This window comes from Agromyces soli (genome assembly GCF_022811605.1).
Classification (GTDB): Bacteria; Actinomycetota; Actinomycetes; order Actinomycetales; family Microbacteriaceae; genus Agromyces; species Agromyces soli.
In genome coordinates, this window is the sequence record NZ_CP094533.1 from 375,355 (window position 1) to 400,024 (window position 24,670).

At 72.2% G+C, this 24,670-nt stretch carries 21 protein-coding genes; 10 read left to right on the forward strand and 11 right to left on the reverse strand.

What is annotated here, in order from left to right; translation table 11 throughout:
* Positions 1-6: 6 nt before the first annotated feature.
* From MTP13_RS01845 to MTP13_RS01895, 11 genes are all read right to left on the reverse strand, one after another.
* Positions 7-1,371: a flavin monoamine oxidase family protein gene (locus tag MTP13_RS01845; RefSeq protein ID WP_243569367.1), complete on the reverse strand. Its 1,365-nt coding sequence runs from the start codon at positions 1,369-1,371 to the stop codon at positions 7-9.
* Between the two features lie 84 nt (positions 1,372-1,455).
* Positions 1,456-2,925 (reverse strand): NAD-dependent succinate-semialdehyde dehydrogenase, encoded by a 1,470-nt coding sequence (locus MTP13_RS01850; protein ID WP_189085601.1) that lies wholly within the window; start codon positions 2,923-2,925, stop codon positions 1,456-1,458.
* A 95-nt stretch (positions 2,926-3,020) separates the two neighbouring features.
* Positions 3,021-4,304: a Glu/Leu/Phe/Val family dehydrogenase gene (locus tag MTP13_RS01855; RefSeq protein ID WP_243569368.1), complete on the reverse strand. Its 1,284-nt coding sequence runs from the start codon at positions 4,302-4,304 to the stop codon at positions 3,021-3,023.
* Complete coding sequence (gene gabT, locus MTP13_RS01860) at positions 4,301-5,659, reverse strand: 4-aminobutyrate--2-oxoglutarate transaminase (RefSeq protein ID WP_243569369.1); 1,359 nt, start codon at positions 5,657-5,659, stop codon at positions 4,301-4,303. The genes MTP13_RS01855 and gabT overlap by 4 nt, the downstream gene beginning before the upstream one ends.
* Positions 5,660-5,825: 166 nt before the next feature.
* Positions 5,826-7,712: an ABC transporter permease gene (locus tag MTP13_RS01865; RefSeq protein WP_243569370.1), complete on the reverse strand. Its 1,887-nt coding sequence runs from the start codon at positions 7,710-7,712 to the stop codon at positions 5,826-5,828.
* A gap of 69 nt (positions 7,713-7,781) precedes the next feature.
* A complete protein-coding gene (locus MTP13_RS01870; protein ID WP_243569371.1) occupies positions 7,782-8,927 on the reverse strand; it encodes a hypothetical protein in 1,146 nt (381 codons plus the stop codon).
* Positions 8,928-9,073: 146 nt separating this feature from the next.
* Entirely contained in the window at positions 9,074-10,225 is a 1,152-nt protein-coding gene (locus MTP13_RS01875; protein ID WP_243569372.1) for an ABC transporter ATP-binding protein, read from the reverse strand.
* Between the two features lie 7 nt (positions 10,226-10,232).
* On the reverse strand, positions 10,233-11,084 hold the full coding sequence (locus MTP13_RS01880; RefSeq protein WP_243569373.1) for a DUF427 domain-containing protein: 852 nt from the start codon (positions 11,082-11,084) through the stop codon (positions 10,233-10,235).
* Positions 11,081-11,623 (reverse strand): ester cyclase, encoded by a 543-nt coding sequence (locus MTP13_RS01885; RefSeq protein WP_243569374.1) that lies wholly within the window; start codon positions 11,621-11,623, stop codon positions 11,081-11,083. Before MTP13_RS01885 ends, MTP13_RS01880 begins: the two co-directional genes overlap by 4 nt.
* A 99-nt stretch (positions 11,624-11,722) precedes the next feature.
* A complete protein-coding gene (locus MTP13_RS01890) occupies positions 11,723-13,330 on the reverse strand; it encodes an LVIVD repeat-containing protein (protein ID WP_243569375.1) in 1,608 nt (535 codons plus the stop codon).
* 120 nt (positions 13,331-13,450) lie between these two features.
* Positions 13,451-14,419 (reverse strand): LysR substrate-binding domain-containing protein, encoded by a 969-nt coding sequence (locus MTP13_RS01895; RefSeq protein ID WP_243569376.1) that lies wholly within the window; start codon positions 14,417-14,419, stop codon positions 13,451-13,453.
* 82 nt (positions 14,420-14,501) lie between these two features.
* Between MTP13_RS01895 and MTP13_RS01900 the strand changes: the two genes are divergently transcribed.
* The 10 genes from MTP13_RS01900 to MTP13_RS01945 all read left to right on the forward strand — a co-directional run bounded on the left by MTP13_RS01900 (position 14,502) and on the right by MTP13_RS01945 (position 24,668).
* Positions 14,502-16,013, forward strand: coding sequence for a 2-hydroxymuconic semialdehyde dehydrogenase (locus MTP13_RS01900; RefSeq protein WP_243569377.1), 1,512 nt, complete (start codon positions 14,502-14,504; stop codon positions 16,011-16,013).
* The gene (locus MTP13_RS01905; protein ID WP_279399752.1) at positions 16,010-16,825 is read left to right on the forward strand and encodes a 2-keto-4-pentenoate hydratase; all 816 of its coding nucleotides are present in this window, start codon (positions 16,010-16,012) and stop codon (positions 16,823-16,825) included. The genes MTP13_RS01900 and MTP13_RS01905 overlap by 4 nt, the downstream gene beginning before the upstream one ends.
* Complete coding sequence (locus tag MTP13_RS01910; protein ID WP_243569378.1) at positions 16,822-17,817, forward strand: acetaldehyde dehydrogenase (acetylating); 996 nt, start codon at positions 16,822-16,824, stop codon at positions 17,815-17,817. The genes MTP13_RS01905 and MTP13_RS01910 overlap by 4 nt, the downstream gene beginning before the upstream one ends.
* A complete protein-coding gene (gene dmpG, locus MTP13_RS01915) occupies positions 17,814-18,860 on the forward strand; it encodes a 4-hydroxy-2-oxovalerate aldolase (protein WP_243569379.1) in 1,047 nt (348 codons plus the stop codon). Before MTP13_RS01910 ends, dmpG begins: the two co-directional genes overlap by 4 nt.
* A complete protein-coding gene (locus MTP13_RS01920) occupies positions 18,857-19,645 on the forward strand; it encodes a 2-keto-4-pentenoate hydratase (RefSeq protein WP_243569380.1) in 789 nt (262 codons plus the stop codon). Before dmpG ends, MTP13_RS01920 begins: the two co-directional genes overlap by 4 nt.
* Entirely contained in the window at positions 19,642-20,103 is a 462-nt protein-coding gene (locus MTP13_RS01925; protein ID WP_243569381.1) for a RidA family protein, read from the forward strand. Before MTP13_RS01920 ends, MTP13_RS01925 begins: the two co-directional genes overlap by 4 nt.
* Positions 20,100-20,624: a 3-hydroxyanthranilate 3,4-dioxygenase gene (locus tag MTP13_RS01930; RefSeq protein WP_189085585.1), complete on the forward strand. Its 525-nt coding sequence runs from the start codon at positions 20,100-20,102 to the stop codon at positions 20,622-20,624. Before MTP13_RS01925 ends, MTP13_RS01930 begins: the two co-directional genes overlap by 4 nt.
* A gap of 5 nt (positions 20,625-20,629) precedes the next feature.
* Positions 20,630-21,622 (forward strand): amidohydrolase family protein, encoded by a 993-nt coding sequence (locus MTP13_RS01935; protein WP_243569382.1) that lies wholly within the window; start codon positions 20,630-20,632, stop codon positions 21,620-21,622.
* 84 nt (positions 21,623-21,706) lie between these two features.
* On the forward strand, positions 21,707-22,987 hold the full coding sequence (gene kynU / locus MTP13_RS01940; RefSeq protein ID WP_243569383.1) for a kynureninase: 1,281 nt from the start codon (positions 21,707-21,709) through the stop codon (positions 22,985-22,987).
* 118 nt (positions 22,988-23,105) lie between these two features.
* A complete protein-coding gene (locus MTP13_RS01945) occupies positions 23,106-24,668 on the forward strand; it encodes a PucR family transcriptional regulator (RefSeq protein WP_243569384.1) in 1,563 nt (520 codons plus the stop codon).
* Positions 24,669-24,670 lie beyond the last annotated feature (2 nt).

Here is a 24,670-nt window from a genome sequence, read left to right on the forward strand (position 1 = left end):
CGGCGCTCAGCCCTCGAGGATGTTGGCCGCGGCGAGGCGGCCCATGCGGATCGCGCCGTCGACGTGCTGGTACCCCTTGCCGGCCATGTCGGAGCAGGCGAAGGAGATCGGGCCCACCGGCTCGCGCAGGTCGGCGCCGTAGCGGGCGAGGCCGCCCATGTCGAAGCTCGCGGCGTAGGCGCCGCGGGTCCACTCCTCGCTGCCCCAGTCGCTCTCGTAGTAGAGCACCGGGTTCTTCGCCTGCTCGCCGTAGTAGTGCGAGAGCGACTCGAGGATCCTCGCCTGCCGCTCCTCGGCGGTGAGCGAGAAGACGCCGTCGGCCTCCTCGTCGGAGACGAAGCCGACGAGCGTGCCGCGGGTGTCGCCGTGGTTCGTGTTGTCGTACGCCTCGTGGCAGAGCTCGTAGGGGCTGAACGCGGTGCCCGAGAGGCCCTGCTCGCGCCAGAACGGCGTCTCGTAGACGGCGTGCACCTTGATCACGAAGCCCATGGAGAGGTGCTGGTGCAGCTGGTGCTGGCGGCGCGGCAGCGGCGGGTCGTAGCTGATGCGCGTGTACAGGATCGGTGCGAGCGCGAGGATGACGCGCTCGGCGGCGACCTCGAGCGAGTCGGTGATGACGGTGACGCCCGCGGCCGGGTCCTCCGGCGACCAGCGGATGGTGCGCACGGGCTGCTCGAGCTTCACGACGTCGTCGCCGAGGCGCTCGGCGAGGCGGAGCGGCACCTGCTGCAGGCCGCCGACGACGCGCTGGTCGAGGATGAAGTCCGCGTCGACGAGGTGCGAGAAGGAGCCCGCCGAGGCGGCCATCAGCAGTGCCTGCAGCGCCGAGAAGGCGTGCGTCGGCTTCGTCAGCATCGCGCCGGCGATGAACATGCCGATGTTGAGCTTCGCCTCCTCGTCGTCGGTCTGCGTGCCGAGCCACTCGGCGAAGGAGATCTCGTCGAGCTCCTTGGCGCGCGGGTGCGCCCAGGGCGCCTCGGGGTCGATCTCGGCGACGAGTGCGTCGAGCTTCTCGATGAGGCCGAGGATCTCGCCCTCGGTCTTCGCCGGGACCGGGAAGATCTCGCCCTCGAAGAGGCGGCGCTCGCCGTCCTCCGCGATGTAGACGTTCTCACCCTCGCGGTAGCGCGAGTAGGTCTCGAGGCCGAGCTCGGCGAGGGTCTCGATCAGGGCGTCCTGGTCGGGCGAGACCCACTGGCCGCCGATCTCGAGCAGGTGCCCGTCGAAGTCGCCGTTCCAGAGGCGGCCGCCGACGCGGTCGCGCGCCTCGAGCACGACGACGCGCTTGCCCGCGGCCTTCAGCTCGGTCGCGGCGGTGAGGCCGGCGGCGCCGGCTCCGATCACGACGACGTCGGTTTCGATGCGTTCCATGGTTCCTGGTTCCTGCTTCTGTTCGTTCGGAGAAACACGAAGGCGGATGCCGCAGGCGCGAGCCCGCGGCATCCGCCCGCGCGCTCAGCTCACCGGGATGAGCGTGTACTTGGTGTCGAGGTACTCGTGGATGCCCTCTGCGCCGCCCTCGCGGCCGATGCCGGACTGCTTGATGCCGCCGAAGGGGGCCGCCGCGTTCGAGACGAGCCCGGTGTTCAGGCCCATCATGCCCGTGGCGAGGCGCTCGATCATGCGGTGGCCGCGCGCCAGGTCCTCGGTGAAGACGTACGAGACGAGCCCGTACTCGGTGTCGTTGGCGAGGCGCACGGCCTCGTCCTCGTCGGCGAAGGTGGTGATGCCGAGCACCGGCCCGAAGATCTCCTCGCGGAGCAGGCGCGCGTCGGCCGACACGTCGCCGAGCACGGTCGGCGCGTAGAACGAGCCGGCGCCGTCGATGACGGTGCCGCCCGTGAGCACCTTGGCGCCCTTGGACACGGCGTCCTGCACGAGCTCGTCGGTCGAGGCCACGGCCTTGTCGTCGATGAGCGGCCCGATGTTCACGTCGTCCGCGGTGCCGCGGCCGACCTTGAACGAGGCGACGCGCTCGGCGACGCGCTTCGAGAACTCGGCCGCGACCTTCTCGTGCACGATGAAGCGGTTCGCCGCCGTGCACGCCTGACCGATGTTGCGGAACTTCGCGAGCATCGCGCCGTCGACCGCCTTGTCGAGGTCGGCGTCCTCGAACACGACGAAGGGCGCGTTGCCGCCGAGCTCCATCGAGGTGCGCAGGATGCCGGTGGCGGCCTGCTTCATGAGGGCGCGGCCGACCTCGGTCGAGCCCGTGAAGCTGAGCTTGCGCAGCCGCGGGTCCTCGATGATCGGGCCGGAGACCTTCGACGAGGTCGAGGTCGGGATGACGTTCACGACGCCCTTGGGCAGGCCGACCTCCTCGAGCAGCTGCACGAACGCGATCGTCGTGAGCGGCGTGAGGGCCGGGGGCTTGATGACGACGGTGCAGCCGGCCGCGAGCGCGGGGGCGATCTTGCGGGTCGCCATCGCGAGCGGGAAGTTCCACGGCGTGATGAAGAACGAGGGGCCGACGGGGCGCTGCGAGACGACCATGTGGCCGGTGCCCTCGGGATTCAGGCCGTAGCGGCCGGAGATGCGCACGGCCTCCTCGCTGAACCAGCGGAGGAACTCGCCGCCGTAGACGACCTCGCCGCGGGCCTCGGCGATCGGCTTGCCCATCTCGAGGGTCATGAGGAGGGCGAACTCCTCCTTGCGCTCGGTGAGCAGGTCGAAGGCGCGGCGCAGCAGTTCGCCGCGCTGGCGCGGGGCGACCTTGGCCCACTCGTCCTGCGCGGCCACGGCCGCGTCGAGGGCCTTGATGCCGTCGGCCGGCGAGGCGTCGGCGATGACCTTGATGGTGTCGCCCGTCGAGGGGTCGGCGACCTCGAGGGTCTTGCCGCCCTCGGCGTCGACCCAGGCTCCCCCGATGAACAGCCGGCCCTCGACCTTGTCGAGCACCGAGGATTCAAGCGTTGCGTTCGTCATGTGTGACTTCCGTTTCGATGGATGTTCGTGCGATGCACCTCCCGACCTGCCCGACGTTCATGAACGTCGGGCACGTCGGGAGGGAGCGGGCCTGATCAGGGGTACAGGCCGCGCAGCTTGTGCGCCTCGGCGACGCGTTCGACCGCGAGCGCCGTGGCGGCGGTGCGGAGCGAGAGGTCGCGCGACCGGGCATAGCCCAGCACGTGCTCCCAGGCGCTCAGCATCCGCTCCTCCAGTCTGGACTCCACCTCGTCGGCGCGCCACCAGTAGGCCTGGTTCGCCTGCACCCACTCGAAGTAGGAGACGATCACGCCACCGGCGTTCGCGAGGATGTCGGGGACGACGAGGATGCCGCGCTCGCGCAGGATCCGGTCGGCGTCGGGCGTCGTCGGGCCGTTCGCGCCCTCGACGATGACCTTCGCGCCGACCCGGCCGGCGTTGCCCTCGTGCAGCACGCCCTCGACGGCGGCCGGCACGAGCAGGTCGACGTCGAGCTCGAGCAGGGCGGCGCCGTCCAGCGCCTCGCCACCGCCGAAGCCGACGACCGCGCCGGTGCGCTGCACGTGGTCGCCGAGCGCCTCGATGTCGAGGCCCGCGGCGTTGAACACGGCGCCGTACTGGTCGCTGACGGCCTGCACGGTGACGCCGGCCTCGGCGAGGAAGCGGGCCGCGTCGGCGCCGACCTTGCCGAAGCCCTGCACGGCCGCGGTGGCCTGCGACTGGGTGATGCCGGCGTGACGGAGGGCGGCGAGCGCGATGTGGGTGACGCCGCGCGAGGTGGCGCTCGCGCGCCCCTGCGAGCCGCCGAGCGCGATCGGCTTGCCGGTCACGATGCCGGGCACGGTGTACCCGGAGTTCACCGAGTAGGTGTCCATGATCCACGCCATCGTGCGCTCGTCGGTGCCGATGTCGGGCGCGGGGATGTCGCGCTCCGGCCCGATGATCGGCAGGATCTCGCTCGTGTAGCGACGGGTCACGCGCTCGAGCTCGGCCTGCGAGTGCTCGCGCGGGTCGATCGCGATGCCGCCCTTCGCGCCGCCGTACGGCACGTCGAGCAGGGCGCACTTCCACGTCATCCACATCGCCAGCGCGCGGACCTCGTCGAGGTTCACGTTCGGCGCGTAGCGGAGGCCGCCCTTGGCGGGGCCGCGGCTGAAGTTGTGCTGCACCCGGTAGCCGGTGAAGAGGCGGGTCTCGCCGGCGTCGGTGCGCAGCGGCACGGCGACGGTGAGCTCGCGGCGCGGGGTCGCGAGCATCTGCCGGGTGCCGTCGCTGTAGCCGAGCAGGGCGATGGCCTCGGCGAGCTGGGCCCGGGCGTCCTCGAGGGGCGTCGCGACGGGGGCGGCGAGGGTCGCCGCCCCGTCGATCACGGTGCTCATGCCTGCTTGAGCCCCTCGGCCACGACGCCGAGGCCCTCGATGAGGAGCTCGTCGGAGATCGTGAGCGGCGGGAGGAAGCGGATGACGTTGCCGTAGGTGCCGCAGGTGAGCAGGATGACGCCCTGCTCGTGGGCGTACTTCGCGACCTTGCCGGTGAGGGCGGCGTCGGGCGCCCCGGTCTCGGGGTCGACGAGCTCGATCGCGACCATGGCGCCGCGGCCGCGGACGTCGCCGATGCGGGCGTCGGCGGTGCGGAGGGCGTTCAGGCGGCCGATGAGCACCGAGCCGATCTCCTTGGCCCGCTCGACGAGGCCGTCCTCGGCGTAGGTCTCGATCGTCGCGAGCGCCGCGGCGCAGGCGATCGGGCTGCCCGTGTAGGTGCCGCCGAGGCCGCCGACCTGGGCGGCGTCCATGATCTCGGCTCGGCCGGTGACCGCCGAGAGCGGGAGGCCGCCGGCGATGCCCTTCGCGGTGACGATCAGGTCGGGCACGATGCCCTCGTGCTCGCTCGCGAACCAGGCGCCGGTGCGGGCGAAGCCGGTCTGCACCTCGTCGGCGATGAAGACGACGTCATTCGCGGTCGCCCACTCGACGAGCGCGGCGAGGAAGCCCGGGGCCGGGACGATGAAGCCGCCCTCGCCCTGGATGGGCTCGATGATGATCGCGGCGAGGTTCTCGGCGCCGATCTGCTTCTCGATGCCGAGGATGGCGCGGGCCGCCGCCTCGCGGCCGTCGAGGCCGCCGTCGCGGAAGGGGTAGCTGAGCGGGGCGCGGTAGATCTCGGGCGCGAACGGGCCGAAACCGTTCTTGTACGGCTGGTTCTTCGCCGTGAGGCCCATGGTGAGGTTGGTGCGGCCGTGGTAGGCGTGGTCGAAGGCGACGACGGCCTGCTTCTTCGTGTAGTGGCGCGCGATCTTCACGGCGTTCTCGACGGCCTCGGCGCCCGAGTTGAACAGGGCGGTGCGCTTGACGTGGTCGCCGGGGGTGAGCTCGTTGAGCTTCTCGGCGACGGCGACGTAGCCCTCGTAGGGCGAGACGGTGAAGCAGGTGTGGGTGAAGGCGTTCAGCTGGGCCGTGACGGCCTCGACGACGCGCGGGGCCGAGTTGCCGACGCCGGTCACCGCGATGCCGGAGCCCAGGTCGATGAGCGAGTTGCCGTCGGCGTCGACGACGACGCCGCCGCCGGCCGCGACGACCGAGATCGGCAGGGTGTGGCCGACGCCCGCGGCGACGGCGCTCGCCTTACGGGCCAGGAGCTCCTGCGAGCGGGGGCCGGGGATGGCGGTGACGAGGCGGCGCTCCTGTGCGAGCGCGGGGCCTCCGGTGGCGGTGGCCGGGGTGTCGACGAGGGTCATTGGTTGCTCCGATGCAAGTGACGACGGGGGAGGATGACCGCAATGCTAGGTCGGCTCCCTCGCGTCCCGCGACGCCCTGATGTACATCGGATGCCATTGCAGTGGACGCGGTGTACAGCGCCGGGGCGACCGGCATCCCACCGCCCGCCGCCCCGGCGCCGCCCGGTCAGCTGCGACTGACCGAGCGCTCGCTGCCGGCTGCGTCCGGCGTGCGGAGCTTGGTGCGCGCGCGGTGCTCCTGGTGCTCCTGCGCGGCGATGGAGATCGTGTCGGGCGCCGGCGCGACCGGCGGCTTGCCGCTCCGCGAACCGAGGCCGGGCAGGCCCGGACGGCGCTTGGCCCGGCCGATCGCCCGGAGCGACACCGCCCACTGCAGCCCGTAGCCGATGAGGAACACGAGCAGGGTGAAGACGAGGGCCATCGCCGCACCCTGGTCGGGCGCGTAGAGCTGCGCCGAGCGCGGGTTGATCATCGCGTAGACGTACATCGACAGCGGCCGCGACTCGGGCGTCGCGAGGAACGCGGGGAGCGTGAACTCGTTGGTGCCGAGGATGAACACCTGGATCCACACCGCGAGCACCGTCGGCAGCAGCAGCGGCGCGATCACCCGGCGGAACGTCGCGAGCCGGCTCGCACCGCTCGTGAGCGCCGCCTCCTCCAGCTCGGTGCGGATCTGCAGCGTCGCGCTGTACGAGGCCCGGTAGGCGATCGACACCCGGTACGAGTACGCGATGACGAGCGCGAGCACGGTGCCCGCGATCGGGATGACCGGGTTGATCACCATGAACAGCAGGAACATCGCGAAGCCCGCGATCGTCGCCGGGATCGCCACCGAGGAGGAGGCGAAGAGGTCGACCGCTCGGGTCCACCACGTCGAGGTGCTGCGGGCGATGCCGTAGGCGAGCACCGTCGCCGCGACGCAGGCGATCGTGGCGCTGCCGCCCGCGATGACGAGGGTCCGCCCGAGCGAGGCCCAGAACTCGCCGTCGGCGAGCACCGCGGCGAAGGAGCCGAACTGGGTCTGCTCGACGAGCGCGGTGAAGCTGAACGCGATCGGGTACGGCGTGATCGCTGCCCAGAACAGGGCGAAGAGCGGCAGCACGGCGGTCAGCAGGATGAAGATCGCGACGCCGATCGCGACGGGGATGCGCCACGCGCCGAGCTTCATCGTCGTCGGCCGGAAGCCCTTGCCCGAGACCGAGGCCCGCCGCTCGGCGTTCCGCGTCGCCCGCAGGTACACGGCGAAGGCGATCGTCGTGATGACGAGGAAGACGAGGCCCCAGGCCGCGGCGAGGCCGTACTGCGGCAGCTCGCCGGCGTTGGAGCTGATCAGCGTCCAGAGTTTCAGCGCGAAGATCGAGCGGCCGGACTCCTGGCCGAACAGCAGCGGCACCTCGAGGCTGCCGAGGCCGAGGATGAAGGTGAGCACGGCGACGCCGAGCAGGCCCGGCCAGAGCATCGGCAGCGTGACCCGGCGGAGCGTCTCGCCCCAGCTCGCGCCCGAGGCGCGCGCGGACTCCTCGAGCGAGCCGTCCATGTTCGTGAGGATCGGCACGATCATCAGGTACGGGAACGTCACGTTCGTGAGGGCCTGGATCAGGATGAGGGTGCCGAAGGCGTAGGGGTCGATCGGCACGTCGCCCGACCACGGCAAGAGCCGCAGCAGCTGGTTCAGCACGCCCGTCTCCGGCGAGACCATGAGCAGGTACGCCTGCGCCTTCACGATCGGCGGGATGATGTACGGCACGATCACGAGCACGCCGATCACCCGCCGGAACGGGAAGTCGGTGCGCACCGTCACCCACGCCAGCCCGAACGCCATGAGCAGCGACAGCAGCGTCGAGCCGCCGACGAAGGCGCCCGTGGCGCCGAGCACCGACCAGAAGTCCTCGCGGAGCTCCCAGAGGGTGACGAAGTTGGAGACGCCCCACTGCGCGGAGGCGACGCCGAACGGCAGGAACGGGCCGCGGAACGCGGTGATCACCTGGACGATGAGCGGCACCGCGAGGAGGAGGAAGATCACGACCCCCGCGACGATCATCGCCGCGGTCATGGTCGTGGGACGCTGCCGCCCCGGCCTCGCTCCGCCCGGGCGCCGGGCCCGTCCTGCCGTCGACATCGATCAGCCGTTCAGTGCGGCGTCGGCGGCGTTGATGAGCGAGTTCCACTCATCCCGGGTGTCCTGCGTCTCCGTCTCCGCGCCGGACTCGAGGCCCGTGAGCAGCGCGTCGGCGTTCGTCTTCATGAGACCGGTGGCCTCGTCGAAGAGCGAGGAGGGCAGGCCGGCGTACGGCACCTGCGTGGTGGCGAAGCGCTCGTCCGTCATCCGCAGCTTCAGCCAGTCCGGGTCGTACGCGTTCCAGAGCACCCAGAGCATGGCACCGGGCTTGTTCTTCGCGTCGGTGTTCACACCCGAGAACTGCGCCCAGACGCCCGAGTGCTCGAAGGGCTGCGCCGCGAGGCTCGGGTTCGGGTTGAACAGCGTCTGGTTGAGCGCGATCGGCACGTCGCCGCTCGACAGCGGGGTGTTCTGGTCCTCGAGCAGCGACAGCGTGCCGCTCGACTTCAGCTCGCCGATCAGCTCGACCATCGCGTCCTCGCCGAGCGCCTTGCCGTAGCCGGCGAAGACGACGGCGTTGTACGCGGCGACCGAGACCTTGCCCGCGTACTCGGGCGCGAGGAGGCCGTCGAGCGAGTCGGGCGCCTCGATCTTGTCGGTGTTCACCTGCATGAGCGAGCCGTTGATGCTGTCGGGCAGCAGCTCGGGGGCGCCGAGCTCGAGGTACTCCTTCGGCACGCCGAACGAGGACCAGTCGACCTTCTCCCAGAAGCCCTCGTCGTACATCGCGGCCATCGAGGTGATCGAGCCCGAGACGACGTCGGTGTTCCGCGAGCCGGTGGCCTTCGCCGAGATGATCGCGGACGACAGGTTGTAGGTGAGACCGCGGGTCTCGATCGTGAGGTCGGGGAAGCGCTCGTTGAAGGCCGCGATGACCTCGGGGCCGAGCTCGTACCAGTCCCAGATGACGAGGCGGCCGCCGTCGGTCTCCTTCGCCTGCTCGTAGAGCTCGTCGAGCTGCCGGTCGATCTCCGGCCAGTTGTCGTCGTAGAAGTTCTCGCAGCGCGTGATCGCGCCGACCTCGACGGCCTCGCAGGGCGCGATGTCCGCGCCCTCGCCGGCTGCTGCCGTCGGCGCGGCCTCGCCGCCGCCGGTGGCGCAGGAGCTCAGCAGCAGCATGCCTGCTGCCGCGACTGCGACGTATCCCATCCGTGTGCGCATGATCCTCATGTCCTCTCTGACCTGGATCGGGGGTTCTGGTTCAGTGGTGCTGGTCGTGCGGTCGTGCAGGTGGTGCCTTGGTCGTGCGGTGGTGCGATCTGGAGTCCGGACTGGCCGGACGGATGCCGCGCCGCTCAGCCGACGGGATCGTCGACGAGCACGCGGCAGGCGTGCGGGGCGAGCTCGAGGAAGACCTCGGCGCCCTCCCTCGGCGACGCCATGGGGGCGCCGCGCGCGGTGAGCCGGCCGACCGTGGTGCCGCCCTGCAGGACCTCGGCCTCGTACTCGACGATCTCGCCGAGGAACTCGACGCGGACGACCCGGGCCGGCAGCACGTTCGGCCGCTCGGGTGCGGTCTCGTGCCAGCGGATGCTCTCGGGCCGGAACGTGATCGTGACCTCCTCGCCGCGGACGACGCCCCCGGGGCAGGGCGTCACCATGCGGGTGCCGAAGGCCTCGACCACGGCGTCGCCGTGCTCGTCGCGGTCGCGGACGACGGCGGGGATCATGTTCACCCGGCCGACGAAGTCCGCCACGAAGCGGTCCGCCGGGCGGTCGTAGAGCTCGCGCGGCGAGGCCTCCTGCACGATCCGGCCGCCGTTCATGACGGCGACCCGGTCGGACATGGAGAGCGCCTCGGACTGGTCGTGCGTGACGTAGAGGGCGCTGATGCCGAGGCTGCGCTGCAGGCTCCGCAGCTCGGTGCGCATCGTGTCGCGCAGCTTCGCGTCGAGGTTCGACAGCGGCTCGTCGAGGAGCAGCAGCCGGGGCCGGTGCGCGAGCGCACGGGCGAGGGCGAGCCGCTGCTGCTGACCGCCGGAGAGGGCGGTCGCCGGCCGCTCGGCGAGGTGGTCGAGCTGCACGAGCTCGAGCGCCTCCATCGCGCGCTTCCTGGCCTGCGCCTTGGGCAGTCGGCCGCCGGACACCTGGAGGGGGAAGACCGCGTTCTGGAACACGGTCATGTGCGGCCAGATCGCGTAGTTCTGGAAGACCATCCCGACGTCGCGCTTGTTCGGCGGCACGTGCCGGTCCCCGGTCGACAGCACGTCGCCGTCGAGCCGGATGCTGCCGCCGTTGCTCGTCTCGAGACCGGCGACGCAGCGGAGCGTGGTCGTCTTGCCGCAGCCCGAGGGGCCGAGCAGGGAGTAGAAGGTGCCGGGCTCGATCGTGAAGTCGACCCCCTTGACGACGGGCACCTCGGCGCCGTCGAGCTCGTAGTGCTTCTGCAGGTTCTCGACGACGAGGAGTCCGCCGCCGTGCTGCGCGTCAGTGGTCTGCGTGGTCATGCGGGTCTCAGCTCTCCGTGGGGGCGACGGTACGGACGGCCCTGGCCTTCGACCAGGCGGTGCGCGGACGTTCCTGCTCGACGCCGTCGACGATGACGGCGTCCACCTGCTCGTCGTAGAAGCAGACGAGGTTCTCGATCTTCGGGCACTCGGCGATGGGGTGGCGGTACGACCAGGCGAGGTCCTTCACGAGCTGGTCGCCGAGCTGCACCGACCAGTACTCGGCGTCGCCCTTGTAGGGGCAGGTCGAGCGGGTCGTGGACGGCACGAGCAGCTCGGAGCGCACATCGGCCCAGGGCAGGTAGTACCGGGTGGGCAGGCGCGTCTCGAAGAGCAGCCGGGGGCGGCGCGACTCGGCGACGACCTCGCCGAGCACGACGATCTGCACGTGGCGGGAGGAGTTCAACACGTCGACGCGGTGGTACGGGTCGCGCGGGTGCTTGTAGACCTCGTCGTCCTCCTCGAACCAGCGGTCCATCTTCGCCCAGTAGAAGGCGACCATGCCGCGCAGCGGCTCCGCCGCCGGGGAGGTGGGCGCCTCGTGGATCCACGCGCCGTCCGCCACGCGCTTCGTGCCGGTGTCGATGTCGAGGTAGCGGGCGACGCCCTTCAGCGGCGTGTCCTTCGTGCGGCCGGACGGGCTCAGCAGGTCCATCCGCACGTCCTCGACCGGGAAGTAGTAGACCGGCATGTGCTTCGACTCGTGCAGCAGCGCGACCCGCCGGCTGCGCGCGACGACCACGCCGCCGAGCACGACGGTCACCTGCCGGCCCGTCGGCTCGACCGCGAACTCGTGGTAGCTCGGGTCGAGCTCGCGCTCGATGAGCTTGTCCTCGATCTGGAAGTCGGAGACCGTCATCTCCCGGCCTCCACCGGCTCCGCAGCCTCCTGGCGCTCCTCGCGCTCGGCGTCGTACTTGTCGGTGTCGACGAAGCGGAGGATGCCGCCGTCCTGGTCGAGCGGGACGACCTGGCGGTACATCTCGTAGTCGTCGCGCACCACGAAGTGCTCGCTGATCTTGAAGTCGCGGAAGCGCAGGATGTGCACCTGCGGCTGGCTCACCTCGACGCCCGTCGCCGGGACGCCGTAGAGCGTGAGGCCCGTGTGCTTGGCGGTGAACACGCCCTCGAGGAAGACCAGGTCGCCGTCGGCCGCGACCTTGTCGATCACGAAGTTCGGGTCGGTGAACAGCTCGATGAACGCCTTGCGCACGTAGTACGCGTTCTCGAAGCCGCGGTCCTTGCCGGGCTGCGAGGCGTGGTTCCAGTAGTCCTCGGTGTAGTACCGCTCGAAGTGCTCGCGGAACGAGGGGTCGTCGGGCGAGGTCTTGTGCGAGTCGAGGTCGTTGCCCCAGACCTCGAGGGCGATCTCCTTGTTGCGGGCTGCGACGTCGTCCATGACGCCCCTCCTTCGGATTTTGTATTCTGGATCCGATCTGTCATCGGAATGCTGCACAGCGAACCACCTCCCGCCCGACGGGCCGCGGCGGCGCGCCGCTCAGGCGGACGGCAGCCCCACCACCGGCTCGCCGAGCAGCGGCGTCGACACCGCGTAGATGCCGTGGTTCGCGAACAGCCAGATGAGGTTGCGGTCCCACTCGACGAAGACGCCGTGCACGGGCGCCGCGAGGTCGTCGTCGTCCTTCAACCCCATCGGCGGCACGAAGTAGGCGCCGACCTTCGGGTCCTCCGGGTCGCGCACGTCGAAGATCTGCAGACCCGCGGCGTAGAAGGCGTAGGGGATGACGCCGCCGTGCGGGGTGCCCGTGTTCGTGAAGTAGCCCGAGCGCTTCGGCCCGAAGGAGCCGCGTCGCTGCGCCCAGTCGGTGAACTTCGCCTCGGCGGGCGGCACCGGGCGGGGCAGCGTGCGCACGAGCCGGGGGTTCGTCGGGTCGCTGACGTCGATCTGGTAGATCTCCTTGGCCGGCTCGTAGCAGTCGGTGTTCATCGGGTAGCCCGAGACGTAGACGTAGCCGGTCTCCTCGACCTGGGTGGTGTCGACGTTGTCGCCCTCGGTGCCCGCGACGCTCGACGGGAGCTCGCACCAGCCGACGTGGTGGATGTTCGCCGGGTCGGAGACGTCGAGCACGAAGAAGCCCTGGCCGCCCTGCGCGGCGTAGCCGTACTTCCAACCCGACTCGACCGAGCGGGGCAGGAAGACGCCCATCCGCGAGCCGAACCACGAGGTCTTGTTGTTCCAGCGCTCGTTATTCGCGAGGTACTCGGAGTCGTCCTCCTCGCCGGCGCGCGTGCCCGGCACCCACCAGGTGGAGAGCAGCTCGGGCTTCGTCGGGTCGCTCACGTCGTAGGCGGCGTGGCCGGCGGCCCAGAGCGTCGTCTTGTAGGGCTGGTTGGTGAAGGTGTTGTCGGGGGCGGTGGCGACGAACAGGTACTTCTCGCCGTAGTACACCGGCAGGTCGAGGACGCCGTTGCCCTCCTGGATCTCGTCGGGGCCGTGGTTCGGGTCGGTCGAGGTCTCGTTGATCAAGGTCCAGTCGCGCGGGCTCGGCCCGTGCATCTCGAAGGTGCGGAAGCCGCGCAGGCCCTCCCACTCCTTCAGCTGGCCCTCGACGGTGTCGTCGATCCACTTGTTGGCGACGCGGCCCTTGAGGAAGTAGCGCGGCGTCTCGCTCGCCTGGATCGCCAGGAACGTGCCGAGCCGCTCGTTCCACTGCACGGTGGTCGCGCCGAACTGCGGGCGGGGGTCGCCCCAGCCCCACTGCTCCTCGTCGACGATCTTCAGGTCGCGCGGGTCGGTGATGTCGTAGAGCTTCCAGTGGTTGCCGCCACCGTAGTGCAGCATGTAGCGGACGCCGTCCCAGTCGTAGATGCACTGCCAGGAGTGGCTCGTGTTCACGACGATCGGGTAGAACGCCTCCGCGGTCGCGTTGAGCGCGTAGGTCTCCGGGTCGCGGTAGTCGAGCTGGCCGGGCCAGTCGACGAAGACGTCGCGCGGCACCGAGGGCGTGTGCGCCGGCGGCAGGAAGCTGCCGTCGGGCTGCATGCCCCAGCTGGCGGGGTCGGGATCTGCCGGTTCGCCCGGGACGCGCTGGAAATCCTCCGGGCGGTACTTCTTCGCGTCGGGAACGTAGGGAGAGCCGGCCATGTCGCCTCCAGAATCGGCTGGGAACGTCGGCGCCTCGATGCGCCGTCCCTTTCAGCGTCGCCAGCCCGAGCGATGCTGTCCAATATCCTTTCGGCTTCGAGCCATGACCAAGCGGGCATATCAGCCGTGCGGCCTGACCTCGCTCCGCGCGAACTCCTCCTCGAGCTCGGCGAGCTTCGCGCCCTCCTCGCGGAGGTGCGCGAGCAGCGCGGCCGCGGCCGGCGACGGCGCCCGGTCCTTCGGCAGGGTGACACCGACCGAGCGTCGGATCGAGCTCAGCGCCGTCGGCAGGATGCGCAGCTCCCGGTCGTCGACCGCGATGAACATCGGCAGCGCGGCGATGACGTCGGTCGAGACGAGGAGGTTCCGCAGGGTCAGCATCGAGGTGCACTCCACACGGTCGGCCGGCAGCGGCAGGCCCTCCTGGAAGAACACCGCCTCGAGCTCGGCCCGGAGCGCGGTCTGCGCGACGGGGAAGATCCACGGGTAGGCGAGCAGTTCGGCGAGCGCGGTGCCGCGGCCGCCGCCGTGCACGGGATGGCCCGCCCGCGCCACGAGCCGGATCGGCTCCTGGTGCAGCCGCTCCTGCTCCAGCCGCACGGGCACCGTCGGCGAGAGCCGGCCCACGGTGAGGTCGAGGTCGCCCGCGAGCAGCCACTGCTGCAGCGCGTCGGGCGTGCCCTCGCGCACGACGACGGTGAGTTTCGGGTGCTCGGCCTTGAGGCCGGCGATCGCGCGCGGCAGCAGCAGGTTCGAGCCGGCGAGGTGGGTGCCGACCGTCACCGTGCCGAGCTGGCCGGAGCGCAGCAGCCGCACCTCCTCGCCGGCGGCGCGGAGCTCGGCGAGCACCGAGCGGGCCCGTTCGATGAAGGCCTGGCCGTACGGCGTCGGGGTCACGCCGCGCGGCAGCCGCTCGAAGAGCGGGGCCGCGAGCACCTCCTCGATCTCGCGGAGTCCCCGGGTGACGACGGGCTGGGTGATGTGCAGCGACTCGGCCGCGCGGACGAGCGTGCCCTCGTCGGCGATGGCGGTGACGAGCACGAGATGCCGGATCTTGAGCCGGCCGTCCAGGAGTCGATCGGTGACCATGCGGGGAACTATAGCCGGACGGGCATGGCAGTGCAGCAAGAGAGTATTTGTCGGCATCCCTGGTCCTTCCTAGCCTGAGGCCATGCCAGCTCAGACGACGTCGCTGCCGACCGCCGCTGCCCCCGAGGCGGGGCCAGCGCCGCGCACGATCCGCAACTTCATCGGCGGCGCCCCGGTCGACGGCGTGGCGGCCTTCGACAAGTTCGACCCCGTCGACGGCAGTCGCATCGCGGTCGTGCACGAGGCCGGCGCCGAGCAGGTCGACCGCGCGGTCGCCGCGGCCCGCGCCGCGCTCGACGGCCCCTGGGGGCGGATGTCGGTCGCCGAGCGTGCCCGCATCCTCCGCCGCGTCGCCGACGTCATCGACCACCGCGCCGAGGAGCTCATCGCCGCCGAGGTGGGCGACACCGGCAAGCCGGAGGCGCTCGCCCGCGAGCTCGACGTCGCGCGGGCCGCCGCGAACTTCCGCTCCTTCGCCGACACCGTCTCGGCGGCGGGGCTCGACTCGTACCTCACCGAGCTGCCCGACGGCCGCAGCGCCCTGAACTACGCGGTGCGCAAGCCCCTCGGCGTCGTCGCCGTGATCGTGCCGTGGAACCTGCCGCTGCTGCTGCTCACCTGGAAGCTCGCGCCCGCCCTCGCGACCGGCAACACCGTCGTCGTGAAGCCCTCGGAGGAGACGCCGTCCTCGGCCACGCTCCTCGCCGAGATCCTCGTCGAGGCCGGCGTCCCCGTGGGCGTCGTGAACGTCGTGCACGGCTTCGGCGCCGGCTCTGCGGGCGAGGCGCTGACGCGGCATCCCGGCATCGACGGCGTGACCTTCACCGGGGAGTCCTCGACGGGCTCGGCCATCATGCGGGCGGTCGCACCCCGCGTGCGCCCCGTCTCCTTCGAGCTCGGCGGCAAGAACGCGGCCGTCGTCTTCGCCGACGCCGACCTCGACCACGCGATCGCGGGCCTCGCCCGCTCCACCTACCTGAACACCGGCCAGGTCTGCCTCTGCACCGAGCGCATCTACGTCGAGCGCTCCGTGTTCGACGACGTGGCCGCGGGCCTCGCCGAGCAGTCCCGCCGGCTGCGGCTCGGCCGCCCCGAGGACCCCGCGACGACGACCGGGCCGCTCATCTCGCAGGGCCACCGCGAGAAGGTGCGCTCCTACTTCGAGCTCGCGCTCGAAGAGGGCGCGACGTTGCTCGCCGGCGGCGGCATCCCGACGCTCGGCGGGGAGCTCGACGGCGGCGCGTGGATCGAGCCGACCCTCTGGACCGGCCTCGACAACTCGCACCGCACGGTGCGCGAGGAGATCTTCGGGCCGGCGGCGGCGCTCATCCCCTTCGACACCGAGGAGGAGGCGATCGCGCTCGCGAACGACACCGACTACGGCCTCGCCGCCGTCACCTGGACGAGCGACCTCGCCCGCGGCCACCGGGTGGCGCAGCGCATGCGGGTCGGCATGTCCTGGGTGAACACCTGGTACCTGCGCGACCTGCGCAGCCCCTTCGGCGGCGTCGGCCTCTCCGGCATCGGCCGCGAGGGCGGCCACCACTCGCTCGAGTTCTACACCGAGCCGACGAACGTGTGCGTGCAGCTGTGAGCGCGGGCGACGAGGTGATCCGCGCGGCCGACGCCCGGCTCAGCGAAGCGGCCGCGACCCGCACGGCGTGCGCGCCCGTGCGCGAGCTCATCGGCGCGGAGGACCAGGATGCGGCGTACGCCGTGCAGTCGCTCGGCATCGAGCGGCGGATCGCGGAGGGCCGGCGCCTCGTCGGCCGCAAGATCGGCCTGACCTCGCCGGCCGTGCAGGCCCAGTTCGGCGTGCACTCCCCCGATTACGGCGTGCTGCTCGACGACATGGTCGTCGCCGACCGCGAGCCCATGCCGCTCGACCGCTTCCTGCAGCCGCGGGTCGAGGCCGAGGTCGCCTTCGTGCTCGGGCGGGACCTCGACTCCCCCACGACGCACGTCGCCGACGTGCTGCGGGCCACCGAGTTCGTGCTGCCCGCGATCGAGGTCGTCGACTCGCGCATCGCCGACTGGAGCATCCGCATCGCCGACACCATCGCCGACAACGCCTCGAGCGGGGCCGTCGTGCTCGGCACCGTGCCGCGCAAGCTCGACGGGCTCGACCTCGCGGCGATGGGCATGCGGCTCGACACCGACGGCGACCCCGTCTCGACCGGCGCGGGCAGCGCCTGCCTCGGCAGCCCGGTGATCGCCGTGGCCTGGCTCGCGCGGGCGGTCGCCCGGCACGGCCGGCCGCTGCGCGCGGGAGAGATCGTGCTCTCCGGCGCGCTCGGCCCCATGGTCGCCGCGACGCCGGGCGTCTTCCACGCCCGCCTCGACGGGCTCGGCGAGGTGCGCGCCGACTTCCTCGCACCGCTCGACGAGACGGAGGCGGCGGCATGAGCGCGGACGGCAACGCGAGCGAGGACGGCCGGGCCGGCGGCTCGGTCGGCATCGCCATCATCGGCTCCGGCAACATCGGCACCGATCTCATGATCAAGGTGAAGCGCCTGTCCTCCGAGCTGCACGTCGCGGCGATGGCGGGCATCGACCCCGACTCCGACGGCCTCGCCAGGGCGCGCCGCCTCGGCGTCGCGACGACCCACGAGGGCGTCGACGGCCTCGTGGCGCTGCCCGAGTTCGCCGACGTCGCGCTCGTCTTCGACGCGACCTCCGCCGGGGCGCACCTGCGCAACGACGAGGTGGTCCGCGCGCACGGTCGGCTGATGGTCGACCTCACCCCCGCCGCGATCGGCCCCTACGTCGTGCCGGTCGTCAATCTCGAGCAGCAGCTCACCGCGACGAACGTGAACCTCGTCACCTGCGGCGGCCAGGCCACCGTGCCGATGGTCGCCGCCGTCTCGCGGGTCGCCCCCGTCGCCTACGCCGAGATCGTGGCCTCGATCGCCTCGAAGTCGGCGGGGCCGGGCACCCGGGCCAACATCGACGAGTTCACCCAGACGACGGCCCGCGCGATCGAGCAGATCGGCGGCGCCGAACGGGGCAAGGCCATCATCGTCCTGAACCCGGCCGAGCCGCCGCTGATGATGCGGGACACCGTCTACTGCCTCGTCGACGGGGCCGAGGGGCCGCTCGACGAGGACGCCGTGCGCCGCTCCGTCGAGGAGATGGTCGCCGCGGTGTCCGGCTACGTGGGGGGCTACCGGCCGAAGCAGCGGGTGCAGTTCGACCCGGTCGACGAGGCCTACGTGCCCGCGCTCGACCGGCCCTTCCGCGGCACCCGGGTGACGATCCTCCTCGAGGTCGCCGGCGCCGGGCACTACCTGCCCGAGTACGCGGGCAACCTCGACATCATGACCTCGGCCGCCCTACGCACCGCCGAGCGGCTCGTCGCCGAGCGCCGCAGGGCCGAGCGGACGGAGGTGCCGGCATGAGCACCGACGCGCCCCGGGTCTACGTGCAGGACGTGACCCTCCGCGACGGCATGCACGCCGTCGCCCACCGCTACTCCGTCGAGGAGGTGCGCACGATCGCCGCGGCGCTCGAGGCGGCCGGCGTCGACGCCATCGAGGTCGCCCACGGCGACGGCCTCGGCGGCTCGAGCGTCGCCTACGGGCAGGGCGCGCACACCGACTGGGACTGGATCGAGGCGGCCGCCTCGGTGCTCGATCGGGCGCGCCTGACGACGCTGATCCTGCCGGGCATCGGCACGATCGACGACCTCGCCAGGGCCCGCGACCTCGGCGTGCAGAGCGTGCGCGTCGCGACGCACTGCACCGAGGCCGACGTCGCCGCCCAGCACATCGGCTGGGCCCGCGAGCACGGCATGGACGTGTCGGGCTTCCTCATGATGAGCCACCTGAACGACCCGGCCGGGCTCGCCCGGCAGGCGAAGCTCATGGAGTCGTACGGGGCGCACTGCGTCTACGTCACCGACTCCGGCGGCCGACTGACGATGAACGACGTGGCCGAGCGGATCGACGCGTACCGCGAGGTGCTCGAGCCGGGCACGGGCATCGGCATCCACGCGCACGAGAACCTCTCGCTGAGCGTCGCCAACAGCGTGACCGCGGTCGAGCACGGCGCCACCCGCGTCGACGCCTCCCTGGCGGGCATGGGCGCCGGCGCCGGCAACACCCCGATCGAGGCGTTCGTCGCCGTCGCGGACCTCCTCGGCTGGCAGCACGGCTGCGAGCTGTTCGCCCTGCAGGACGCCGCCGAGGAGTTCGTGCGCCCGCTGCAGCGCCGGCCCGTCCGCGTCGACCGGGAGACGCTCGCCCTCGGCTACGCCGGGGTGTACTCGAGCTTCCTGCTGCACGCCGAGCGCGCGGCGGCGCGGCACGGCCTCGACCCCCGCGACATCCTCGTCGAGCTCGGCCGTCGGCGCATGGTGGGCGGCCAGGAGGACATGATCGTCGACGTCGCCCTCGACCTCGCCGCCGCGCGCGACGCCGCTGTGGGCGGAGGCGCGGCATGACCGCCGCGTCCGCCTTCGCCGCGGCGCTCGACCAGGCCCAGCGCACCGTCTCGCCGATCTCGCAGCTCGCCGGCGACGCGCCCATCGGCCTCGATCGCGCCTACGCCACCCAGCACGCGCTCATCGCCCGCCGGCTCGGCCGCGGCGAGCGCGCCGTGGGCGTGAAGCTCGGCTTCACGAGCCGCGCGAAGGCGGTGCAGATGGGCGTCGACGACGTCATCATCGGCACGCTGACGGACGCGATGCGCATCGAGGACGGCAGCGTCTTCGACCCGAGCGGGGCGATCCACGCCCGCGTGGAGCCGGAGCTCGCGTTCCTGCTCGGCGCGGAGCTGGATGCCGCGTCCGCGGGCGACCCGATGGCCGCCGTCGCCGGGGTCGCCCCGGCGCTCGAGCTCATCGACTCGCGCTTCCGCGACTTCCGCTTCAGCCTCGACGACGTCGTCGCCGACAACGCCTCGGCCGCCGGCTTCGTCATCGGCCCATGGACCTCGCCCGCCGCGCTCGGCGACGGTCTCGACAACCGGGCCGTGACGCTCGAATTCGACGGGCGGCAGACCGCGATCGGCTCGACGGGCGCGATCCTCGGCGACCCCAGGCGCGCGCTCACCGCGGCCGCCCGGCTCGCCGCCGCGCACGGCTTCGCACTGCGCGCCGGCACCGTGCTGCTCGCGGGCGCCGCGACCGCGGCCCTCCCCGTGCCGGCGCACGGCCTCGTCGAGGCATCCGTCACCGGACTCGGCCGGGTCTCGGTGCGCATCGGCACGAAGGAGGAGTCCGCATGACCGACGACGACCGGGGCATCCTGGCCGAGGGGCGCGCGGTGCCGCGCGGCCGCTTCCCGCACGCGCGGGTCGCCGGCGACTACGTGTTCGTCTCGGGCACCTCGAGCCGCCGCCCCGACAACTCCATCGCGGGCGCCGACGCCGACGAGTTCGGCGCGACGCGCCTCGACATCGCGGTGCAGACCCGCGCGGTGATCGAGAATCTCCGTGCGGTGCTCGCGGCAGCCGGCTGCGAGCTCTCCGACCTCGTGCAGGCGACGAGCTACCTCGTCGACATGAACGACTTCGCCGCGTACAACGCGGTGTGGGCCGAGTACTTCGACGAGCAGGGGCCCGCGCGCACCACCGTCGCGGTGCACGCCCTGCCGCACCCGCACCTGCGCCTCGAGATCCAGGGGATCGCGTTGCGCCCGACCACCGACCGAAGCACGACCGCCACTCTCGAGGAGGAGAAATGAGCACCATCCCACCCGTCATCGATTTCGCCGCATGGATCAAGGAGCACGAGCACCTGCTCCAGCCGCCGGTGAACAACAAGCAGGCCTGGGAACCGATGGGCGACTTCATCGTCCAGGTCGTCGGCGGCCCGAACCAGCGCACCGACTTCCACTTCGACCCCTACGAGGAGTGGTTCTACCAGTACCGCGGCAACATGCACGTGAACATCCAGACGGAGGACGGCCCCAAGCGGATCGACATCCGCGAGGGCGAGATGTGGCTGCTGCCCGGCAACGTCTTCCACTCGCCGCAGCGCCCCGAGCCCGGCTCGATCGGCATCGTCATCGAGCGCATCCGCGAGGAGGGCACGCTCGAGAAGTTCGCCTGGTTCTGCCCGAACTGCAACACGAAGGTGCACGAGGTGGAGCTGCAGGTGCGCGACATCGTCGAGGACCTGCCGCCCGTCTTCCGCGAGTTCTACGAGAGCGAGGAGGGGCGCACCTGCCCGCAGTGCGGCACGGTCCACCCCGGCAAGGGCTGAGCCCCTTGGGAACCATCGACGTCCACACGCACTCCGTGCCGAACGCCTGGCCCGACCTGCAGACGCAGGCCGGGCCGGGGGTCTGGCCGTCGCTGCGGGTCGACTCGGAGCGCGAGGCGATGATCCTGCTCGGGGACGTCGAGTTCCGTCGCGTGGGCGCCGAGGCCTGGGATGCCGAGACCCGGCTCGCGGACATGGACGCCGACGGCGTCGAATTGCAGGTGGTGTCGCCGACGCCGGTCTTCTTCTCCTACGACAAGTCCGGCGACCAGGCCGCGAAGGTCGCCCGCATCTTCAACGAGCTGACGCTGGAGATCTGCGAGCCCGGCGGCGGCCGGCTGATCCCGTTCGCCCAGGTGCCGCTGCAGGACCCGGACGCCGCGTGCGCCGAGGCAGACCGCGCGATGGCCTCGGGCCACGCGGGCGTCGAGATCGGCAACCACGTCGGCGACCGCGACCTCGACGACGCCGGCACCGTCACGTTCCTGCAGCACTGCGCGGAGCGGGGCATCCCCGTCTTCGTGCACCCGTGGGACATGCCGAGCTCGCCGCGACTGGAGCGCTGGATGGCGCGCTGGCTCGCCGGCATGCCCGCCGAGACGCACCTGTCGATCATCGCGATGATCCTCGGCGGCGTGTTCGACCGGGTGCCGCCGTCGCTCCGGATCGCCTTCGCCCACGGCGGCGGCTCCTTCGCCTTCTGGCTCGGCCGCTTCGAGAACGCCTGGCAGCAGCGACCCGACCTCGTCGGCGTGAGCGAGCGGCCGCCGTCGGCCTACCTCGACCGCTTCAGCGTCGACTCCGTCGTGTTCGACCCGATCGCGCTGCGGCTGCTCGTCGACACGCTCGGCGCCGAGCAGGTCATGGTCGGCAGCGACTACCCGTACCCGCTCGGCGAACGGCCGGTCGGGGCGGTCGTCGATCGGGCCGACTTCCTCGACGAGGCGCAGAAGGCGGCCATCCGCCACGGCAACGCCCGGCGCTTCCTCGGCCGCTGAGCGGCGGCCGCCGGGCCGCGGCCTCGCCATCCATCCATCCGTCCACCGATCCCGCACGTCCCACCGAGAGCTCCGGAGCAGCGCATGACCCTCGACACCCAGGCCCGCCAGCCGATCGACCGCAGCACCTGCTCGGCCCTCGACGCCGCCGACCCGCTCGCGCACTTCCGCGAGCGCTTCGTCCTGCCGGACGGGGTCGTCTACCTCGACGGCAACTCCCTCGGTGCGCTCCCCCGGGCGACGGCGTCCCACGTCGCCCGGGTGGTCACCGAGGAATGGGGGCAGGGGCTCATCCGCAGCTGGAACGACGCGGGATGGTTCGAGAAGCCGCTCGTGCTGGGCGACCGGATCGCGCCGCTCATCGGCGGGGCGCCCGGCGAGGTGACGCTCGGCGACTCGACGTCGGCGAGCCTGTTCCAGGCCGTGGTCGCGGCGGCGCGGCTGCGGCCGGGGCGGCGGGCGATCGTCGCCGAGCGGGGCAACTTCCCGACCGACCTGTACGTGCTCGAGTCGGTGCAGGAGCTGCTCGGCGGCGACGCGCCGCTCGAGCGCCGGCTCATCGCCGACGACGGGCCGGCCCTCGCCGAGGTGCTCGACGAGGACGTCGCGGTCGTCGTGCTCACCCACGTCGACTACCGCACGGGGCGGATGCACGACCTCGCCGAGGTGACCCGGCAGGTGCACGAGGCGGGCGCGGTCGTCGTCTGGGACCTCTGCCACTCGGTCGGCGCGGTGCCCGTCGAGCTGAACGCCGCCGGGGCGGACTTCGCGGTCGGCTGCACCTACAAGTACCTGAACGGCGGGCCCGGCTCGCCCTCCTTCATCTGGGTGGCCGCGCGGCACCAGGCCGAGGCGCGGCCCGCGCTGACCGGCTGGCACGGCCACGCCCGGCCGTTCGCGTTCGAGCTCGGCTACGCCCCCGCCGAGGGCATCGGCCGCTTCCGCGTCGGCACGCCGCAGCTGCTCGCGCTCGCGGGTCTCGAGGCGAGCCTGGAGCTCTGGGCCGAGGTCGACCTCGAGGCGCTGCGGGAGAAGAGCCTGCGGCTCACCGAGCTGTTCATCTCGCTCGTCGACGCCCGGCTCGGCGCCTGGGACGTCGAGGTCGTCACGCCCAGGCAGTCCGCCCGGCGCGGCAGCCAGGTGTCGCTGCGGATCGGCGCGGCCGACGGCTACGCCGTGATGCAGGCGCTCATCGACGGCGGCGTGATCGGCGACTTCCGCGCGCCCGATCTCGTCCGCTTCGGCTTCGCGCCGCTCTACGTCTCGCACGCCGACGTCTGCGACGCGGTGGACGCCCTCGAGGACGTGCTCGCGAGCGAGCGCTGGCGCGAGCCGCGCTTCGCCCGCCGCGGCCTCGTCACGTAGGCCGGGAGCGCAGGGCCCGGCTGTACACTCGGGGCTGATCCGTTCGACGCGGCGTACACCAGCACGTGCCCCCGCCCGCGCTCGCGCCGTCGACGGAGGAGCCCTCCGAGGAGCCGCCGTGAAGCCCACCGTGCAGACCCTGCTCGACCGCCCCGAGCTGACGCTCCGCCTGCTCACGCCCGCGGACTCGCTGCCCGACGGCGCGCTGGCCGCCCCGGTGACGTGGGCGCACAGCTCCGATCTCGTCGACCCCACCCCGTTCCTCGACGCGGGGCAGGTGCTGCTCACCACCGGCACCTGGCTCGGCGAGGAGGGCGCACCGCAGCCCGGCGGCCCGGCCGACGTCGGCGCCTACGTGACCCGGCTCCGCGACGCCGGCATCGCCGCGCTCGGCTTCGGCACGGAGGTCACCCGCGCCGGCACGCCCGCCGCCCTCGTCGAGGCGTGCCTGGCCTCGGGGCTGCCGCTCTTCGAGGTGCCCTACCGCACTCCGTTCATCGCGATCGCGCGCACCGTCGCCGACCTCATCGCCGAGGACGCCTACGCCAGGCAGGCCTGGGCCCTGCAGGCGCAGCGCGCCATCTCGCTCGCCGCGCTCCGCCCCGACGGGCTCTCGGCGACGCTCGCCGAGCTCTCCAAGCGGCTCGGCGCCTGGGTCGGCCTCATCGACTCGACGGGCGGCCTCGACCGCGAGTTCCCGCTCGGCGGCCTCGGCCAACCGGCGCTCGGCGAGGTCGTCGGCGAGGCGCGCACCATGCTCCGCCGCGGGCAGCGGGCGAGCCGAGCCGTCGAGGCCGGCGGCACGGTGGGCCGGCCGCAGCGGATGACGCTGCAGACCCTCGGCTCGGGCGGCGCCCTCCGCGGCGTGCTCGCGATCGGCGACTCGCCGGAGCTCGACCAGGCCGGCCGCGAGGTCGTCACCTCGGTGATCGCGCTCGCCGGACTCGCCCTCGAGCAGAACCGCGACCTCGACCGCGCCCGCGGGCACCTCCGCTCCGGCCTGCTGCGCTCGCTGCTCGCGGGCGACGTCGGCCTCGCCGCGGACGTCGCGGGCGAGATGTGGGGACCGTTGCCCGAGGCGCCCCTGCGGGTGCTCGTGACGAGCGCCCCGGAGGACGGCATCGACCGGCTCGTCGAGCTCCTGGAGCTGCGCGTCGACGAGCGCGGCGGCCGGCTCTTCTTCGGCCGCGAGGCCGAGCACGTCGTCGTGCTCGCCGAGGAGCCCGACGCCGCCGAGCTCGCCGAGGAGCTCGCCGCCGAGTTCGAGCTCGCCGTCGGCGTCAGCGACCCGAGCTCGCTGGCCCAGCTCGCCGACGCCCACGAGGAGGCCGTGCGCGGCTACGAGCGCGCCCGCGAGGCGGGCTCTGGCGTCGCGTGGTTCGACGACATCAGCCGGCAGGGCGTGCTCGCCTTCCTCGCGCGCACCGATGCCAGGGCGGTCGCCAGGGCCACGCTCGCCCCGCTGACCGAGTACGACCGCGAGAACGGCAGCTCCCTGGTCGCGACGACGCGGACCTGGCTCGAGAACGGCGGCCAGTTCGACGCCACCGCGCAGGCGCTCGGCGTGCACCGGCACACCGTGCGCAGCCGGGTCGGACTCGCCGAGCGGCTGCTCGGCCGGGACCTCTCCGGCTTCCATGCGCGCGCCGACCTCTGGGCGGCGCTGCTCGCGGTCGAATAGCG

What these genes read in the sequence shown, in the direction of transcription:
- gabT (WP_243569369.1), bottom strand. Translation starts at nt 5,659, where the DNA reads ATGACCCTCGTCGACACCCCGGCCACCGCCACCGGAGGCCCCGCGCTC.
- MTP13_RS01925 (WP_243569381.1), top strand. Translation starts at nt 19,642, where the DNA reads ATGACCGACGACGACCGGGGCATCCTGGCCGAGGGGCGCGCGGTGCCG.
- MTP13_RS01850 (WP_189085601.1), bottom strand. Translation starts at nt 2,925, where the DNA reads ATGACGAACGCAACGCTTGAATCCTCGGTGCTCGACAAGGTCGAGGGC.
- MTP13_RS01870 (WP_243569371.1), bottom strand. Translation starts at nt 8,927, where the DNA reads ATGGGATACGTCGCAGTCGCGGCAGCAGGCATGCTGCTGCTGAGCTCC.
- MTP13_RS01930 (WP_189085585.1), top strand. Translation starts at nt 20,100, where the DNA reads ATGAGCACCATCCCACCCGTCATCGATTTCGCCGCATGGATCAAGGAG.
- MTP13_RS01900 (WP_243569377.1), top strand. Translation starts at nt 14,502, where the DNA reads ATGCCAGCTCAGACGACGTCGCTGCCGACCGCCGCTGCCCCCGAGGCG.
- MTP13_RS01890 (WP_243569375.1), bottom strand. Translation starts at nt 13,330, where the DNA reads ATGGCCGGCTCTCCCTACGTTCCCGACGCGAAGAAGTACCGCCCGGAG.
- MTP13_RS01880 (WP_243569373.1), bottom strand. Translation starts at nt 11,084, where the DNA reads ATGACGGTCTCCGACTTCCAGATCGAGGACAAGCTCATCGAGCGCGAG.
- kynU (WP_243569383.1), top strand. Translation starts at nt 21,707, where the DNA reads ATGACCCTCGACACCCAGGCCCGCCAGCCGATCGACCGCAGCACCTGC.
- MTP13_RS01855 (WP_243569368.1), bottom strand. Translation starts at nt 4,304, where the DNA reads ATGAGCACCGTGATCGACGGGGCGGCGACCCTCGCCGCCCCCGTCGCG.
- MTP13_RS01875 (WP_243569372.1), bottom strand. Translation starts at nt 10,225, where the DNA reads ATGACCACGCAGACCACTGACGCGCAGCACGGCGGCGGACTCCTCGTC.
- MTP13_RS01895 (WP_243569376.1), bottom strand. Translation starts at nt 14,419, where the DNA reads ATGGTCACCGATCGACTCCTGGACGGCCGGCTCAAGATCCGGCATCTC.
- MTP13_RS01845 (WP_243569367.1), bottom strand. Translation starts at nt 1,371, where the DNA reads ATGGAACGCATCGAAACCGACGTCGTCGTGATCGGAGCCGGCGCCGCC.
- MTP13_RS01910 (WP_243569378.1), top strand. Translation starts at nt 16,822, where the DNA reads ATGAGCGCGGACGGCAACGCGAGCGAGGACGGCCGGGCCGGCGGCTCG.
- MTP13_RS01865 (WP_243569370.1), bottom strand. Translation starts at nt 7,712, where the DNA reads ATGACCGCGGCGATGATCGTCGCGGGGGTCGTGATCTTCCTCCTCCTC.
- MTP13_RS01920 (WP_243569380.1), top strand. Translation starts at nt 18,857, where the DNA reads ATGACCGCCGCGTCCGCCTTCGCCGCGGCGCTCGACCAGGCCCAGCGC.
- MTP13_RS01885 (WP_243569374.1), bottom strand. Translation starts at nt 11,623, where the DNA reads ATGGACGACGTCGCAGCCCGCAACAAGGAGATCGCCCTCGAGGTCTGG.
- dmpG (WP_243569379.1), top strand. Translation starts at nt 17,814, where the DNA reads ATGAGCACCGACGCGCCCCGGGTCTACGTGCAGGACGTGACCCTCCGC.